Annotated in this window: 17 protein-coding genes; 11 read left to right on the top strand and 6 right to left on the bottom strand. The window is 62.7% G+C overall.

Translation table 11 applies throughout. The features are described from left to right. The first annotated feature begins 34 nt into the window (after positions 1–34). From thiC to AC1RT8_RS14835, 3 genes are all read left to right on the top strand, one after another. Positions 35–1,981, top strand: coding sequence for a phosphomethylpyrimidine synthase ThiC (thiC, locus tag AC1RT8_RS14845; RefSeq protein ID WP_493076425.1), 1,947 nt, complete (start codon positions 35–37; stop codon positions 1,979–1,981). 375 nt (positions 1,982–2,356) lie between these two features. Continuing rightward, positions 2,357–3,205: a hypothetical protein gene (locus tag AC1RT8_RS14840; protein ID WP_493076424.1), complete on the top strand. Its 849-nt coding sequence runs from the start codon at positions 2,357–2,359 to the stop codon at positions 3,203–3,205. Between the two features lie 3 nt (positions 3,206–3,208). Further along, positions 3,209–3,874 (top strand): alpha-ketoglutarate-dependent dioxygenase AlkB family protein, encoded by a 666-nt coding sequence (locus AC1RT8_RS14835; protein WP_493076423.1) that lies wholly within the window; start codon positions 3,209–3,211, stop codon positions 3,872–3,874. A gap of 30 nt (positions 3,875–3,904) precedes the next feature. On the opposite strand, the gene AC1RT8_RS14830 is transcribed toward AC1RT8_RS14835, so the two are convergent. Further along, positions 3,905–4,558 (bottom strand): DUF6891 domain-containing protein, encoded by a 654-nt coding sequence (locus tag AC1RT8_RS14830; protein ID WP_493076422.1) that lies wholly within the window; start codon positions 4,556–4,558, stop codon positions 3,905–3,907. Between the two features lie 281 nt (positions 4,559–4,839). Between AC1RT8_RS14830 and AC1RT8_RS14825 the strand changes: the two genes are divergently transcribed. The 3 genes from AC1RT8_RS14825 to AC1RT8_RS14815 all read left to right on the top strand — a co-directional run bounded on the left by AC1RT8_RS14825 (position 4,840) and on the right by AC1RT8_RS14815 (position 7,260). After that, a complete protein-coding gene (locus tag AC1RT8_RS14825; RefSeq protein ID WP_493076421.1) occupies positions 4,840–5,511 on the top strand; it encodes a hypothetical protein in 672 nt (223 codons plus the stop codon). A gap of 135 nt (positions 5,512–5,646) precedes the next feature. Next, positions 5,647–6,291: a hypothetical protein gene (locus AC1RT8_RS14820; RefSeq protein WP_493076420.1), complete on the top strand. Its 645-nt coding sequence runs from the start codon at positions 5,647–5,649 to the stop codon at positions 6,289–6,291. Positions 6,292–6,522: 231 nt separating this feature from the next. Continuing rightward, on the top strand, positions 6,523–7,260 hold the full coding sequence (locus tag AC1RT8_RS14815; RefSeq protein ID WP_493076419.1) for a matrixin family metalloprotease: 738 nt from the start codon (positions 6,523–6,525) through the stop codon (positions 7,258–7,260). Between the two features lie 85 nt (positions 7,261–7,345). Here AC1RT8_RS14815 and AC1RT8_RS14810 read toward each other — a convergent pair whose 3' ends face one another. The 3 genes from AC1RT8_RS14810 to AC1RT8_RS14800 form a co-directional block, all read right to left on the bottom strand. Next, on the bottom strand, positions 7,346–7,732 hold the full coding sequence (locus AC1RT8_RS14810) for a hypothetical protein (RefSeq protein WP_493076418.1): 387 nt from the start codon (positions 7,730–7,732) through the stop codon (positions 7,346–7,348). 517 nt (positions 7,733–8,249) lie between these two features. Beyond that, the gene (locus AC1RT8_RS14805; RefSeq protein WP_493076417.1) at positions 8,250–8,411 is read right to left on the bottom strand and encodes a hypothetical protein; all 162 of its coding nucleotides are present in this window, start codon (positions 8,409–8,411) and stop codon (positions 8,250–8,252) included. Between the two features lie 501 nt (positions 8,412–8,912). Next, positions 8,913–10,424, bottom strand: a complete 1,512-nt coding sequence (locus tag AC1RT8_RS14800; protein WP_493076416.1) for an alpha/beta hydrolase — start codon at positions 10,422–10,424, stop codon at positions 8,913–8,915. 102 nt (positions 10,425–10,526) lie between these two features. Between AC1RT8_RS14800 and AC1RT8_RS14795 the strand changes: the two genes are divergently transcribed. From AC1RT8_RS14795 to AC1RT8_RS14785, 3 genes are all read left to right on the top strand, one after another. Continuing rightward, positions 10,527–11,042, top strand: coding sequence for a MarR family winged helix-turn-helix transcriptional regulator (locus tag AC1RT8_RS14795; RefSeq protein ID WP_493076415.1), 516 nt, complete (start codon positions 10,527–10,529; stop codon positions 11,040–11,042). Between the two features lie 150 nt (positions 11,043–11,192). Further along, complete coding sequence (locus AC1RT8_RS14790; RefSeq protein WP_493076414.1) at positions 11,193–11,648, top strand: D-Ala-D-Ala carboxypeptidase family metallohydrolase; 456 nt, start codon at positions 11,193–11,195, stop codon at positions 11,646–11,648. A 144-nt stretch (positions 11,649–11,792) separates the two neighbouring features. Then, positions 11,793–13,289: a tyrosinase family protein gene (locus tag AC1RT8_RS14785; RefSeq protein WP_493076413.1), complete on the top strand. Its 1,497-nt coding sequence runs from the start codon at positions 11,793–11,795 to the stop codon at positions 13,287–13,289. Between the two features lie 61 nt (positions 13,290–13,350). Here the strand turns inward: AC1RT8_RS14785 and AC1RT8_RS14780 are convergent, their stop codons facing one another. Further along, entirely contained in the window at positions 13,351–13,935 is a 585-nt protein-coding gene (locus tag AC1RT8_RS14780) for an outer membrane beta-barrel protein (RefSeq protein WP_493076412.1), read from the bottom strand. 199 nt (positions 13,936–14,134) lie between these two features. On the opposite strand from AC1RT8_RS14780, the gene AC1RT8_RS14775 reads away from it, so the two are divergent. Beyond that, a complete protein-coding gene (locus tag AC1RT8_RS14775; protein WP_493076411.1) occupies positions 14,135–14,542 on the top strand; it encodes a VOC family protein in 408 nt (135 codons plus the stop codon). Between the two features lie 86 nt (positions 14,543–14,628). Continuing rightward, the gene (locus AC1RT8_RS14770) at positions 14,629–15,051 is read left to right on the top strand and encodes a nuclear transport factor 2 family protein (protein ID WP_493076410.1); all 423 of its coding nucleotides are present in this window, start codon (positions 14,629–14,631) and stop codon (positions 15,049–15,051) included. Positions 15,052–15,057: 6 nt separating this feature from the next. Here the strand turns inward: AC1RT8_RS14770 and AC1RT8_RS14765 are convergent, their stop codons facing one another. Then, positions 15,058–15,486: a VOC family protein gene (locus AC1RT8_RS14765; protein ID WP_493076409.1), complete on the bottom strand. Its 429-nt coding sequence runs from the start codon at positions 15,484–15,486 to the stop codon at positions 15,058–15,060. Between the last annotated feature and the right edge of the window lie 57 nt (positions 15,487–15,543).

Genomic DNA, 15,543 nt, shown 5'->3' with positions numbered 1-15,543 from the left:
AACCGTCCTCGCTCCGCATCATTGGAGTGAAGACATGGCCGACATCCCCGCCCGCACCGAAATCGGCGTCACCACTGGCCCGATCCGCGGCTCCAGGAAAATCCATGTCGGTGAATGGCGCGTGGCGATGCGCGAGATCATGCTCGAGCCGTCGAGCGGCGAGGCGCCCTTGCGGGTCTACGACACCTCGGGCCCCTATACCGATCCCAGGGCGATCATCGACATCAACGCCGGCCTGCCGTCGCTCCGCCGCGACTGGATCGTCGGCCGCGGCGACGTCGAAAGCTATGACGCGCGGGAGATCAGGCCCGAGGACAACGGCCTGTCCGGCCCGGATCGCTCAGCCGGCGTGCCCCAATTCCCCAATGTCGTGAAGCGCCCCTTGCGCGCAAAGGCCGGCCACAATGTCAGCCAGATGCACTATGCCCGCAAAGGCATCATCACGCCCGAAATGGAATATGTCGCGATCCGCGAGAATATGGGCCGCGCCGCCGCGAAGGAGAAGCTGATCCGCGACGGCCAGGATTGGGGTGCCTCGATCCCCGATCACGTCACGCCCGAATTCGTCCGGGACGAGGTCGCCCGCGGCCGCGCGATCATCCCCAACAACATCAACCACCCCGAATCCGAGCCGATGGCGATCGGCCGCAACTTCCTCGTCAAGATCAACGCCAATATCGGCAACAGCGCCGTCGCTTCCAACGTCGCGGCGGAAGTCGACAAGATGGTCTGGTCGATCCGCTGGGGCGCGGACACGGTGATGGACCTCTCCACCGGCCGCAACATCCACGACACGCGCGAATGGATCCTGCGCAACGCACCCGTGCCGATCGGCACCGTGCCGATCTACCAGGCGCTGGAAAAGGTCGGCGGCGTCGCCGAGGACCTCACCTGGGACATTTTCCGCGACACGCTCATCGAGCAGGCCGAACAGGGCGTCGACTATTTCACCATCCATGCTGGCGTGCGCCTGGCGTACGTCCCGATGACCGCGAAGCGCGTCACCGGCATCGTCAGCCGCGGCGGCTCGATCATGGCGAAATGGTGCCTCGCGCACCACAAGGAGAGCTTCCTCTACGAGCGCTTCGACGAGATCACCGAGATCATGAAGGCCTATGACATCGCCTATTCGCTCGGCGATGGTCTGCGCCCCGGCAGCATCGCGGATGCCAATGACGAAGCGCAGTTCAGCGAGCTCTACACGCTCGGCGAACTCACCCACCGCGCCTGGAAGCAGGACGTCCAGGTCATGATCGAAGGCCCCGGCCATGTGCCGATGCACAAGATCAAGGAGAATATGGACAAGCAGCTCGAGGTTTGCGGGGAAGCGCCCTTCTACACGCTCGGGCCGCTTACGACGGACATCGCGCCGGGCTACGACCATATCACCAGCGGCATCGGCGCCGCGATGATCGGTTGGTACGGCACGGCGATGCTTTGCTACGTCACGCCCAAGGAGCATCTCGGCCTCCCTGACCGCGACGATGTGAAGGTAGGTGTCGTCACCTACAAGCTCGCCGCCCACGCCGCCGATCTCGCCAAGGGCCACCCGGCCGCGAAGCTCCGCGACGACGCCCTGTCACGCGCCCGCTTCGAATTCCGCTGGCGCGACCAGTTCAACCTGTCGCTCGATCCCGACACGGCGGAGCAATATCACGACCAGACCCTCCCCGCCGAAGGCGCCAAGACCGCGCATTTCTGCTCGATGTGCGGCCCCAAATTCTGCTCGATGAAGATCACCCAGGAAGTCCGCGACTTCGCGGCGAAGCAGAACAGCGGCGTGGATAGCTTCCTGGCTGCCAATCCTCCCCGGAACGGGGAGGGGGACCATGCGCAGCATGGTGAAGGGGGGCTCGCCCCAAGCGCCGACGATGCGGCGCGTGCGCGCTTCGCGAATGGCGACGCGGAGAGGGGCATGAACGAGATGAGCGAAAAGTTTCGTGAGAAGGGTGGGGAGATTTACCTGCCGGCGGCGGAGTAGGGCCTTCTAAAAGGCCTCCCTCGGCTCTGCCGGGGGAGGGGACCATTCGCTCATCGCGAATGGTGGAGGGGGCGTCGCCGTCAGCGGTCGGTCATCACCTTGACGAACGAGGAGCACGATCTTGCCCGGGCGCAGGCGGAAGGCATTACGCCGGAGCGGGTGCTGGAGTTATATGCGACTTATGGGCATGTTGCTGGCTGAGGTTCTTGTCCGCTCGACTCGTGCGGGAAAATTCAGTGCGCTGCCACGGCGATTCGGAGATGCGTGATTTTTTTCGATTGAAGGTTCTAATGTCTTAGAGCCGATAAGAGTTAAAGATCGCGTTCCGCCGTTTTGTCTCTTAGTCACGAGGGCCTTCTACTGAGGGGCGACGCAATGAGCGACTACCAGCTAACTAGGTCTGCAGTTTCGCATTTTGAGGCAATCGCAAGGGCAGCGTCCGGGCAAAAGTTTGTATCACATGCGACAGCTCAATTTGACGATCTTCACGCCAAATACTATTCTAATAGCGATAACCCGGATTATGGTGCCGATATAAAGAAATTTTGCTACCTCTATAAATACTCGGTCGCACACGGATACTATATTTACTCAACCCTTAGAAAATTAAATCCGAAGGTACGCCCGCCGATATTTTCTCGCCCCTTGACTCGGGTGGCTTGCATTGGCGGCGGCCCAGGTACGGAGTTGATCGGAGTGTCGCGATTTATTCGTCACTCGGAGAAGGAGTTCGGGGGAAAGAAGGTTGAAGTAACCATATTTGATAAGGAACCTTCTTGGAAGAGCGCCTGCCAAAAGGTCCTAGATTGCGTTAAAGGGAACATAGATATTTCTTTTAAATTTGTTGTCTTTGATGCGTCGGATCCGACGACCTATAAAGCGTTGGATTTTTCGAAGTTTCATCTTGTCATGTCTAATTTCTTTATGTCCGAAATACGGAAGTCCAAAATAGTTGGGCAATCCGCTTCGTTTTGGAAGCATTTATTTAGCTCGATGGGTGCAGGCAAAATATTCGTCGCTGTAGATTTCGCCGACAATGACGGGCTTGGTTGGAAATACGCAAACGGCATTTTACCTAAGAACTCTATAGAAGTCCTCTCGGATAGTAGTGTTTCAATGTCATGTCCGGACGATAAGGCAAGTATAGCTGCGCTGGCTGTGGAGTTAGATCATAGGCCAAAAAAGAATGCTACGAATTTTGTCCTAGCGATTATCACGGGTTGATTTGTGAAAGATCTATTTTCATCAGAGCAGAGATTTGAACCAATTCCGATGGTGGATGCGGATGTATCAATTCTTCGTGATCTTGATACTCACGCTCCCCACCTGGTAATTTTTGAAAGATTGATATCAGAGACGAAGTGGCAACAAAGAGAGATGAACATTTACGGAAAGAAGATTCTGCAGCCAAGGTTGACCGCTTGGTACGGCGATCCGGATCGCACGTACCTTTATTCAGGCATAAAAAATACTCCACTGCCATGGACAGACCTTCTTAGAGAACTAAAGAGAAGAATAGAAGATTGCACCGAAGCGAGATTTAACAGCGTTCTTTTGAATTTCTATAGAGACAATAGTGACAGCATGGGTTTTCACAGTGACGATGAGAGGGAGTTGGGGCGAGAGCCGGTCATTGCGTCTCTTAGTTTTGGGGATACGAGGAACTTTCTATTTAAGCACAAGCTTAGAAAGGATCTCCAGACGGTCTCTGTTCCGCTGACTGATGGAAGTGTGATGTTGATGAAGGGGGCGACTCAACGATTTTGGAAACATGCAATTAATCGCGAATCCAGACCGTGTGGTCCGAGAGTAAATTTAACTTTTAGAAGGATTTACAATGCGCAGGAGTTGGACGCCTTGGCAAATGAAGAGCGCAAAGCGCGATATCAATGAATACGCAAGTTTGCTAAATAGGGAGACTCTCTAACGCCGCCGCTTCCAATCCAGCGAAACCCCAATCCGCTGACCCCAACTCCCATCCCATTCCGTCCGAAGCCCATGCGCTTCGAGGTGCGTGACGATATCCTTCGCCACCCCCAGCGCAGCCTCCTCACCCTCCTCGCAGGCACCATAGTTCAGATACAGCCCGCCCCCCTCCGCGGCGCGTTCCGTGTCCTGCATATGATAGAAAGCATAGCCGCGCGTCGGCCGGCCGGCTTTCTGCACCGCGTCGATCTCATCCCATATCTCGCTCGAGCCGCAGGTGCCGCAGCAGGTGAAGTGCTGGCGCGAGATGACGCCTCTGGCTTCCAGCGCAACAAAGGCGTCGTCCAGTCTGTCGCAGTCCGTCCGCGCCGGCCAGCCGCGCTGCGCTTCCCTCTGCTCGGCCAGTGCCTCGCGCAGCAGCCGCTGCGCGTTGCGGCGCAGCTCGGCCGGCTCGAACTCCTCTTCGAAGGAGTCGGTCGCATGAGTCAGGATCGCATCCTCGTCGTAGAAGCCGGTCGCGACATCGCGCCGGATGGAATCGCGCAGCCAGTCGACCTTCTCGTTCGGATCGGCTTCGGCAGCCATCGGCGTTTCGGCGGGTGGCGTCTCGGCGTTGCGACGGCCAAGGATACGATCGAACAGGGATTTCATGCGGTCCTTCCCGACAGCCTACTCGATAGCGGTTCTAGCAGCCCGGCAATGGCGCCGAAACCGGCTCGCCACCAAATTTGACTCCGCCATTCCACGCCCCTCATATCGGAACAGGGACGCTGCACTTTTGGCAGCCTTGGGCGCAAAGTTCCGGCAGGCCGGCGGGGAGATTCAGCCGCGGGCAGCGGGATGAAGCGACAAAAGAGGGGAGTGGAATGGGGATCATCGTTCGAGGCCGATGGCTGACCGCCGCATCTTGCGTTTTCGTCATCGGAACGCCCGTGATCGCGCAGGAGGTGCCGACGCCCGTAGCGACCGAGCTTCCTCCGCCCCCGCGCGACCGCACTGCCGTGCTCGCCCCGGATGCGCCGGCTCCGGGTGCGGAGGCCTGCCAGATCCATGTCTGGTCGACCGGCAAGATCAAATCCTATGTGACCGGCTTCGCCGAGGCGATGGGCGGCGGCGTGCTTGGGCCGGCGCTCGACGGCAATCGCGCCAGGCCCGAAACCGTGGAAGGCATGTTGCGGCGGAGCATGGAGGGCAGGCGCCAGGCAGCGCTTCTTGCCCGGCTCGATCTGGCGGCCTTGTTCGCCATGCCGGCTGTGGTGATCGTGCCCAACGCGCAGCCGACCGAGACGAGTCAGTGGAAATCGGCCAAGGGCCGGATGACCGCTGCAACCGGTGCCTGTTACGGCGAGATCATCGTGCGGGACATGTACTTCCTGAAGACGGCTCTTTTTCCGCCGACGCTCCGCGTGAACTTCACCTTTCGCGATTTCCGTGGTGGCCAGGCAACGCCCACCCTCGTGCAGGGGCGCGGCGGGGTTAAGCTCAACTTCTATCCGACCGTGTCGACCACCGACATCACCGTGATCACCCGCGGGTTCGAGGACGCCTATGTCGGCGCCTTCGAGGAGTTCGTGACGGAGCAGAAAACCAAGGGGTTGAAGTGAGAACGGGCCGAAGGGCGCTTGCTCCCGATTGCGCCCAACACCGTCCGAATATGACGTTGCGGGTGTAATAACCATCTGTCATGCTTCCCGAAATCGCGCTTCCTTTCGAAGTGCGGCACGCGGAGGGGGCTCGGCATGTTCTTTATTTCCTGGGGGTCGAAGGGCGCGATCGCCGATGTCGGATCGGCCGGCACCCTGCATTGCAATCGGTGCGATCACGATGCGCCCTTCTCGAAGATGATCGCCTATCGCATTCGGCACATCTACTGGCTGTTCCGCTGGATCACCGACAAGACGCCCTATCTGCTGTGCGGCAATTGCGGTGCGGAGCATCTCGCCGATCATGGGAGCTTCGACGACAAGGAAGTCCGCGCCGCCATTCCGTTCTGGGACCGGCGCGGCTGGACGGTCGGCCTTGGCGCGATCGGCAGCGTCTTCGCGCTCGGCTCGATCGCGGCGGCGGCGGATAGCGCCGCGGACAGCGGCTATGTCCAGGCGCCGCATGTCGGCGACGTCTACGAAACCGATATTGCGAAGCTGCTCAAGAGCCCGGAAGCACCCGAGATGCTGAGCGCGATGCGAGTCACCGGCGTAAAGGGCGGCGCGGTCGAGATGGAAGTGGCGACGACCTATTATACCGATTGGCGCGGGGTGGATCGCGACATCAACAACGGCAAGGCCGCATCCCACGACTATTACGCGCCCGACCGGCTGGTGATCCCGATCGCCGACCTGAAGAAGATGCATGACGAAGGCGTGGTGCACGACATCCGTCGCTGATTCCCCAGGCAACTGACCGACGAAACTCGGGGACACTATATTAATTTCTAGCCGGCGTGGCGCTCTTCGCCCCGGTCCGGCGGCAAACGGGCCGTACCGCCCTATCGCGCCGGTTCCCCAGCCCCGCCAATCGCCCCGGGGCACGCTCCCGGCGGCGTGACGGCGGTCACGGGTACCGCTCCTCCCGCCCGCTAGATTCCGATCGCCATGCAGGTCATCGGGAGACACACCATGAAGAAAGCCGCTCCGTTCGAGTTCGCCGAGACACAGCGCCCGGACCCCGAGGTTCATATTTTCGGCACCGGGCATGTGTGCAAGACCGACCGGCGGGGCCATGCGACCCCCAAGGGGCGGTCGCTCTTCGACCTCCGGGTCGACGCGTCCGGCGGTTTCATTCCTCTCTGGGCGCCCAATGGAATGCTGCGCTATCGCTTCCAGGAGCAATCGATGCGGCAGTTTCGCGATCCGGAGGGAACGAAGGCCGCGATACGAGCGCTGATGGGCGAGGCGCTTGCCGCGTGGGGGGACGCGGCGCCGATCCGTTTCGCGGAGCGGCAGGATGCGTGGGACTTCGAGATCACCGTGCGCAATGCCGACGATTGCGACATCAACGGCTGCGTCCTCGCCAGCGCCTTTTTTCCCGATCACGGGCAGCACGAGCTGGTGCTGTACCCGAAGATGTTCGGGCAGCCCAGGAAGGAGCAGGTCGAAACGCTCGTGCATGAAATCGGCCATATCTTCGGGCTGCGGCACTTCTTCGCGAATGTCAGCGAGCAGGCCTGGCCATCCGAACTCTATGGCGAGGACAATCGGTTCTCGATCATGAACTATGGCGCCGACAGCTATTTGACCGCTGACGACACCGCCGATCTCAAAAAGCTGTACCAGGCCGTCTGGGCCGGGCGGCTGACCGATATCAACGGGACGCCGATTCGGCAGATGAAGCCGTTCAGCTCGGATCGGCCCTGATTGCGCCGGGGCGCGGGAGGCTGCTGGTCGGAAGCAATCGGTCGTGAAAAGGCCGGGCCCGCATCTCCGCCCCGCCCGGCCGGGATCAGCCCGGCGCGCCCTCGCTCATGCCGAACGACCGCGCCTGCCGCACGCCGCGCAGGCCATGGCCCGGCAGGCGCGTCGCCGGCCCGGCGTCATTGGCGGCCGGCGCCATGAACACGCTCTCCAGCGCGGCGCGGTTGATCCCGTCGGGCGCCGAGCTGCACGGGAATTTCGTCCGCAGCCCCTGCACGGTGGCGGCCTGGGCCAGCGCCCGGTCCTTCAGCCGCTGGGCGACCGATTTGCGCACCGGCAACCCGGCGACGATCTTGATCCAGCTGTTCCAGCTGATCCCCAGCCGCTGCATCACCTCGGCCTGCGATCCGACCAGGGGCTCCAGATCCTCCACCAGCTCTCGGTTGACGATGCACATTTCCGGTCGTCGCTGCATGATCTGCTTCCTCGAAGAGCATTGTCGGCCCGGCGCAGGGCGAACTCCATCGCCGTCCAGCAAGCGGCCGCGCCGCCGCATCGCTGGAAGACACGATGCCTTTGTCGAGGAGCACGAGTCTCCTCTGGCAAACCTCTCCGAACATACCGCAATGACCGCGGCTTATCTACAAACTATCGCTGGAGCTATTCCGAAGACATTCCAGACAAGTCCGCCCCATCGCGACGAACTGATCGGAATATACTATAGGATGTATCTATTCTTTGGCGACGCGTTGTTGTAATTTTATGTATCTTGTTTGTTCGAGTCTCGACACGCCGCTGGAGCGTGCCGAGGCCCCCTGGTTGATATCAGATCGCCCACGGCGTTTCTCATCAAAGGAGCGCGACTTTAGCGTTGGGCGCTTCAAATTCATGCACAAACACCGGAATCGCGCAGGATTCCGGCGCAGTGGAGCGTCGGGTTGCGAGAAAGCGATTCAAACGGGGCGACGATTCGTCTCGCCGTCTCGATTCAATCATGCACCGAATCCGCGCATGCCGTCGGCATGGCCCGTCCCTCGCACTACCAGCCCGGCCTTGCGCGTCGGGCACGTCTCGCCTGCGGTCTCGGCATGGACAATGCCGCCCTTGCCGACTTCCTCACGGTCAGCCCAGCGACGCTCTATCGCTGGCTCCACCGCTATCCGGATTTCGCCGCCGCGGTGGCGGCGGGCCGGGCCAGGGCGGCCGCGTCCGTCCAGACATCCTCCTATCGCCGCGCGACCGGCTACGAATATCAGGCCGAGCGTATCTTCAGGTTGCGCGGCCGCGAGCCTGTCGTCGCGCGTTACACCCGCCGCGTGCTCGCCGATCCCAGGGTCGCGCTGCGCTGGCTGCGCAGTCGCCGTCCTGATGAATGGCGTATTCCCGCGGCGCCCTCACGAGAAACGGCGAGTGCGACCAGAAAAGATGAAGATAAATGGATCGATTCTCATAACCCTTTGCCGATTCCGAAGATTGGTTATGCCAGGTTCTTTATCGAACGACATGGGATCGACGCGTTTCTCGAAACCCTGTTCGCCGTCGCGGCGCGCGAGATCGTCCTTCCCGGAAGCGGCGATGCAAAAAAAGCACCCGACATGGCATGGCAAAAAGCGGTTTCGACTATCGCCGATGTCCTGGAATTACTTGGTTTGACTTCAGCCGCCCTGCCGTCCGGCGGGTGCGGGGAAGTCGGGCCTGGCGAAGCTGACCGGGTCGAGCGCGATATCCGTCGGCAGCCCGTCGGTCCGCCCGCTGCGCAGGAAGTCGTAGACCCCGGCCGCAACCTCGGGCCGGCTGCGCAGCAGCGCGAAGGTCCCGTTATGCTGCGCCCGGTGGAGCAGGATCGCCCGGGCATTCGGGAAATAGGGCAGCATCGCCAGCATATTGTCGATCGGGGTCGAGGTGTCCCAGTCGCCCTGCACGAACAGGATTGGCGTCGGGTCGGGCACTGGCGATCGGAACGCATCACCGGCATCGGGCGTCGCCCATTCCCCCGCGGTCGCCAGATAGGAGGCGAAGTTCCAGCTGCCGAGCAGCGGCAGCGCCGGGTCGCTCCACAACAGGCTCTGCCGCGCCGCCGACATGCCCAGCCCGATATTGATCAACGGGTTGATCAGCGCGCGCTTCTCGGCCTTGCGCCAGTCGATCTCGTCGCGCGCCCAGTCGTCATAATGGCCGTGCCAGGCCGACAATATGAAGCGCGGAAAGGTCGCGGCATCGGCCGAATAGGTGATCAGCGCGAGCTGGTAATCCTCGAGCCCCATCACGATCCGCCGCGTCGCGCCGGCGGCGTCCTTCACGGTGACGGTCACCGGTCCTTTGGCGAAGCGGTCGCGCGTCGCCCGGATCGCCTCGATCAGCCCGCCCTTCGGCAGATACGGCTTCAGCCCCGGGTCGCGGTCGGCCTCGACCGCGATGCGCTGGAACGCCGCGAACACCGTCGACGGCATGTCATAACCATAGTCGAGCGGCTCGATCGAGGACATCACCGCCCGGGCGACGAGCCCCGGATGTGCCTTCATCACGGCAAAGGCCCATTGCGACCCGAAGCTCGCCGCTACCAGGCTGATCCGGTCATAGCCGAGTGCCCTGCGCAGGTCGTCGACATCCGCCGCGGCCTGGACGATGGTATAGCCCGACAGGTCCTTGCCGGGATTGGCTGCCGCCGCACGCCGCGCCAGGTCGCGCACGACGTCCACATCGTCGGCGATGGTCATCGGCCGGTCGAGCGGCAGCGGCCTCGTCTCCAGCTCCATCAGGTCGCCGCGCAGAGTGTAGCCGCGCTGCTCGATCACCACGAGGTCGGCGACCTCGGCATAGGCCTGCCACACCTTGACTCGCCGCCGCGCCGCCTCGTCATGGTCGAGGATGATGTCGAGCATGGTTACGCCCGGCCCGCCGGCGAGCAGCACGATCGGCGGCGCGCCGGTCGGATGCGCGGCCTTCACCCGCGCAAAGCCCACGCCGATCAACCGGCTCCCCGGCTTGTCGCGATTCTCGGGCACGAACAGGGTGCCGATCTCATAGGCCATGGTCGATCCGTCGGTCGCGGTGGCCGTCCCGGTCTCGACCTGGGTATCGCCCGCGTGGCGGACCGGCTCGGCCGTGACGCCCGGGGAGGCAAGCGCCAGGGCAAGCATCAGGCCGAAACGGCGCGCGATCTTCATGGCTTGGTATCTCCCGGACTCGGCATGAGGCCTTTCATAAGGATCGATCATTATAGCTTTATGTCAAGATACTTGATATCGAGATGAATTAAGGGGGCGCACATGGCGGCATCGGTGGGTGAGGGCACGGCACAGGCCGGCGATGTGGTGGATCAGCTGCTGCTGGACTGGCGGCGCGAGCGGCCGGATCTCGATGCGGCGCCGATGGCCGTGGTCGGGCGGATCCTCCATCTCGCCAGCCGGCTCGAGGCGCGGGCGAACGAGGCACTCAGGACGGCCGGGCTCAGCTATACCGATCTCGACGTGCTGGCGACCTTGCGGCGTTCCGGATCACCCTATCGCCTCACGCCGACGGTGCTGCGCCGCTCGGTCCTGCTCACCTCGGGCGCGATGACCGCCTGTCTCGATCGCCTCGAAGCGCGCGGCCTGCTGACCCGCGCGCCCGAGCCCGGCGACCGGCGCGCGCTGGCGGCGATGCTCACCGATCGCGGCTATGCGCTCGCCGATACCGCGATCGGCCTGCGCTTTGCCGAGGCGGGCGAGGCAGTGGCCGGCCTCGGCCCGCGCGAACGCGACCAGCTCGCGGACCTGCTCCGCAAGCTTGGCCTCGGTCTCTAGGCTGCGCGCGGCTCGATTCAACTAGCGCCATATCTGCTGCATCACCCGGAAGGGATGGCGCGGGAACGGTGTAAAAGCGCGGGCGCGAATAGCGCGGAACTCGAGGCTATCCGGACAGACGATCCCATCACGGATCTGGAGGAAAGCAAGATGGCACGTACAAAACTGACCGATCATTTCTTCCTCGACGAGTTTCTCGTGTCGGACACCGCCGAGAAGTTCGGCATCGCCAACACGCCGACCAAGGAGCATCTCGCCAATATCGAGAAGCTCCTCGCCCCCGGTCTCGAAAAGGCGCGCGCGCTCCTCGATGGCCGGGCGATCGTCATCACCTCGGCCTATCGCAATCCGAAGATCAACAAGATCGTCGGCGGCACGCCCACCTCGGCGCATCCCAAGGGCTTTGCCGCCGATATCCGGGTGGCCGGCCTCACCCATTTCCAGGTCGCGCGCACGCTGGCGGCGAGCAAGCTGAAATTCGATCAGCTCATCCTCGAGATCAGCCGCAACATCGTCCATCTCTCTTTCGATCCGCGGTTGCGCGGCCAGGTGAAGACCCAGGCCGGGGGACCGGGCACCCAGATCGTCGACGGCCTTCCCGACTAGCCTTTCGCAAAGGCGCCAGATCGGGGGTGGTTCCGCTATCGGGTCGGGCGAATTCTGCAGCAAGAAGGCGCGGCGCGAAGCCCGGGACGGCGCATCGAGTCGTCCCGCTCTCGCGAAGCACGCCAGTGTCGAGGGGGCAGGATCATGGACAACAGCAGCGCGAACGGGCCGGTGCAGAACCCGACCTATATGGCCGATATCCGCCAGTTCTTCACGGATATCGACATCGCCCATATGGGGCCGAAGGGGATCGACCTTTCCACCTATGACGGGGTGAAGGCCAACGCGCCGACCATCTATATCCATACCCGCCAGCCCGATGGCGACATGCCGCCCGACCCCCTGCCGAAATGGACGGCGGACATGTCGCAGACCTTCCTCAACTGGATCATGAACGGCTATCCGATGGGCTCGGCCGTCGCCGCCGAGGCGCTGATGCTGAAGGCCGCGGCGCCCGCGGCCGGCCGTCTGCGCAAGAATGTCAGCACCTTGAGCCCGGACGAGGTGACCGCGCTCACCAATGCCTTCAAGGGCCTGCTGGCGAAGGACCCGGCCGATCCCGGCGGCTATTGCGCGCTCGCCAGCATCCACGGCCTGCCCGCCCCGACCTATTGCCTTCACCACGAACCGCGCTTCAACCCGTGGCACCGCGAATATCTGCGCGTGTTCGAGGATGCGCTGCGCTCGGTCCCCGGCTGCGCCGACGTCACCTTGCCCTATTGGGACATGTCGATGCCGGTACCGGCGCTGTTCAAGCAGCCGCCGTTCGATTCCTATGTGGTGCCCGTCAATCTCGGCGCGCGCTACGGCACCAACTACCAGACCTCGCGCTATGACGATGCGAAGATCGCGACCTTGCTGAAGCGCTATGATTTCGCCGGCAACACCGCGACATCGTTGCAGCAATCGACGTTCGGCCATTACGGCGTGGACGGCTATCAGGACACGTCGATCGCCGCGCATGACGGCGGGCATCTCGCGATCGGCCCGACCATGGCGGACCAGAACATCGCCTCGTTCGATCCGATCTTCTGGTTCTTCCACTGCAACCTCGATCGCATGTGGTGGAAATGGCAGACCCTGGTGAGCGGAACGACCCTGGCCGGGTTCAAGTCGACGATGAGCACGTCCGACCAATATTGGCTGTCGGCTCCGTTCAGCGCGCTGCCCCCGTCGCCGCCGCTGACCGCGACTGCCGACCAGACGATCGCGCAGACCGATATCGGCTATGACACGCTGGACGTCGCGGGGGCCGCCGCTGCGCCCCTGTTCGAGAACAAGGTCGGCAGCCTCGATGCGCTGCGCAGCTTCACGATCAAGAGCTCGGCGCCGGTGTCGGTGCGGGTCAAGGACATCAACCGGCTCAACATCCCCGGCTCGTTCCAGGTCGATCTGCTCGCCGATGGCGAACCGATCGCGACGCGCGCCTTCTTCCAGCCGGCGACGCCGAACGACTGCGCCAATTGCCGCGATCACGGGCTGATCAACGTCAATTTCCGCGTCGATCAGGACGAGATTCTCGATCGCAAGCTCACCGTCGAGATCCATGTCCCCTCGCAGGAGGAGGCCGGTACCGCCTTCCCGCTGTCCCAGGCGGGCAACCCGACGATCAATGCGCGCCTGCTGCTCCAGGACGAATAGAGTGTATGAAAAAGGGGCGCCGTTTCCGGACGCCCCTTCATTTCTGCGATGCGCCTGAAGATCAGAAGCGCAGGCCGACGCCCGCGGCGACATGGCGACGCTGCAGGTTGACGCCGAAATATTTGCCGTAATCGCCGTAATTGCCCTCGACGAAGCCATAGAGATGCTTGCCGAAATTGATGTCCGCGCCGATCGCGCCCTGGACGCCGCCCTTGCTGTCCGATCCGGTGCCGATGCTGGAATCGACGCTGAACTTGATGTTCGCATAGCCGGCCTTGGCATAGATCAGGACGGTCGGCGCCACGACGACGCCGATACGGCCGCCAACGCCGAGATTGCCGTCTTCCTTGAGGCAATCCGGGCCGTCGCACAGCTTGACGCTCGAGAATTCATAGGTCGCATACGGACCGACCACGACCTTGTTGCCGACCTTGAGGTCGAACCCGATCTCGCCGCCATAGGACACCGCGCTGCCGATCTTGTAGATTTCGCCGTCGCCGCTCACGGTCGGCGTCTCATAGCCGAGGCGCGCTTCGACACGCACGCCGTCGAAACCCTGCTCGGTCGCCGGCTCGGCATCCTGCGCGGCGGCCATGCTGGGCACGCAAGCGAGAAGAGCGGCGCAAAGCGCCAAAGTGATTTTCATGAATTTCCCCCAGTAGTTACGGGCGCCATGCGCCCAGGACTTTCCCGATCCCATCCCTTCCACGAGATCGGGGTGCGCCCCGGTAGGAGCGGGGCGAAGCCCGGTCCAGCAAAATATTTTAGCTCCGGATTGGAGGTGATTCCGAAGCCGGGCTCGACCAGCATAGGCGTCGCGGCTTGCCTGCGCTAAGCGGCATCTCATGCGCCAGTCCCTCGCCCATATCGCCCTTGTCGTCCGTGACTATGACGAGGCGCTCGCCTTTTATGTCGGCACACTCGGCTTCACCCTGGTCGAGGACAGCTACCAGCCCGCGCAGGACAAGCGCTGGGTCGTCGTCGCGCCGCCCGGTTCTGGCCCGTGTGCCACCTCGATCCTCCTCGCCCGCGCCGCCACGCCCGAACAGGCGGCCTTTGTCGGCGATCAGGCGGGTGGCCGCGTCTTCCTGTTCCTCGCCACCGACGATGTCGCGCGCGATCACGCCGCCATGGTCGACAAGGGCGTGGTGTTCGTGCGCGAGCCCAAGGTCGAACCCTATGGCACCGTCGCGGTGTTCCGGGATCTCTACGGCAATCTGTGGGATCTCATCCAGTTCGCCGCCCGGCCCTGACCCGCGGGGAATCCCGCCAAATCCGTTCAGTTTCCGCACCGGCCCGCCGCGATCCTGTCTAGTCCCGCCCGGACGGGGGATTTCCGATGAGCGACGCGCCCAGCACTGCCGACCGCCTGCTCTATGCCTATGAGCAATGGCACGAGACCAAGGGTGAGAGCGCCCATCTCTTCCTCGAATTGCTCGCCGACGACGTGCGCCTGCGCTCGGTCCTCAACCCACCCGAGCTTCATCCGCTGGCCGATGCCCGTATCGGGATCGACCGGGCACGCGACTATCTGACCTCCCTGACCATCGCCATGGAACTGATCGACCATCCGACGCATCAACTCATCGTCGATGGCGACACGATCGTCTGGGTCGGCAGTTGTCGCTGGCGCGATCGCAGGACGGGGCGCGAGATCGCAACGCCAAAGGTCGACATCTGGCATTTCAGGGACGGCAAATGCGTCAGCCTGATGGAGATGTACGACACGCTCGGCTTCGCCCGCCTCAACGGGCTGGTGTGATCGGGGTCAGATCCATCCGGGCGCGTGGACAAGCTCAAGTTTCATCCCGTCGGGATCCTCGAAGAACACCGCATAATAATCGCCCGAATATTCGGGATAATGCGCTGGCGCATCGAGTATCCTGATCCCGCGCTCCACCAGCAGATCGTGCAGCCGGTCGACATCCTCGCGGCTCGCCGCCCGCCAGGCGAGATGATGCAATCCCGGCGCGTAGCGCTCATGTATATGGGAGGCGAGCAAGGGGTCGCATGCCCTCAGCCCCAGGGAGGAACCGCGCTCGTCGGGTCCGCGATCCCATTCGCAGCCCTCGGGCTCGTCCTTGACGCAGCGATAGCCCAGATATTCCAGCACCGGACCGTACACCGCCTTCGACGCGGCGAGATCGCGCACGTTCAGGTCGATATGGTGAAATCCGCCTCGGTGGCTCTCGGCCATGTCTCCCTCTCCCCGGGTCGTACGCGATGAACCATGGGCGGGCCGCATGGGAATCCG

This window comes from Sphingomonas sp. GW821-FHT10F11 (genome assembly GCF_058809095.1).
The sequence above is the reverse complement of the archived record's forward strand: the minus strand, read 5'-3'. Positions and strand labels throughout refer to the sequence as shown.

Bases quoted from the DNA above. Each gene is read 5' to 3' on its own strand.
- thiC (WP_493076425.1), top strand. From the start codon at position 35: ATGGCCGACATCCCCGCCCGCACCGAAATCGGCGTCACCACTGGCCCG.
- AC1RT8_RS14840 (WP_493076424.1), top strand. From the start codon at position 2,357: ATGAGCGACTACCAGCTAACTAGGTCTGCAGTTTCGCATTTTGAGGCA.
- AC1RT8_RS14830 (WP_493076422.1), bottom strand. From the start codon at position 4,558: ATGAAATCCCTGTTCGATCGTATCCTTGGCCGTCGCAACGCCGAGACG.
- AC1RT8_RS14820 (WP_493076420.1), top strand. From the start codon at position 5,647: ATGTTCTTTATTTCCTGGGGGTCGAAGGGCGCGATCGCCGATGTCGGA.
- AC1RT8_RS14815 (WP_493076419.1), top strand. From the start codon at position 6,523: ATGAAGAAAGCCGCTCCGTTCGAGTTCGCCGAGACACAGCGCCCGGAC.
- AC1RT8_RS14810 (WP_493076418.1), bottom strand. From the start codon at position 7,732: ATGCAGCGACGACCGGAAATGTGCATCGTCAACCGAGAGCTGGTGGAG.
- AC1RT8_RS14800 (WP_493076416.1), bottom strand. From the start codon at position 10,424: ATGAAGATCGCGCGCCGTTTCGGCCTGATGCTTGCCCTGGCGCTTGCC.
- AC1RT8_RS14795 (WP_493076415.1), top strand. From the start codon at position 10,527: ATGGCGGCATCGGTGGGTGAGGGCACGGCACAGGCCGGCGATGTGGTG.
- AC1RT8_RS14790 (WP_493076414.1), top strand. From the start codon at position 11,193: ATGGCACGTACAAAACTGACCGATCATTTCTTCCTCGACGAGTTTCTC.
- AC1RT8_RS14785 (WP_493076413.1), top strand. From the start codon at position 11,793: ATGGACAACAGCAGCGCGAACGGGCCGGTGCAGAACCCGACCTATATG.
- AC1RT8_RS14780 (WP_493076412.1), bottom strand. From the start codon at position 13,935: ATGAAAATCACTTTGGCGCTTTGCGCCGCTCTTCTCGCTTGCGTGCCC.
- AC1RT8_RS14775 (WP_493076411.1), top strand. From the start codon at position 14,135: ATGCGCCAGTCCCTCGCCCATATCGCCCTTGTCGTCCGTGACTATGAC.
- AC1RT8_RS14770 (WP_493076410.1), top strand. From the start codon at position 14,629: ATGAGCGACGCGCCCAGCACTGCCGACCGCCTGCTCTATGCCTATGAG.
- AC1RT8_RS14765 (WP_493076409.1), bottom strand. From the start codon at position 15,486: ATGGCCGAGAGCCACCGAGGCGGATTTCACCATATCGACCTGAACGTG.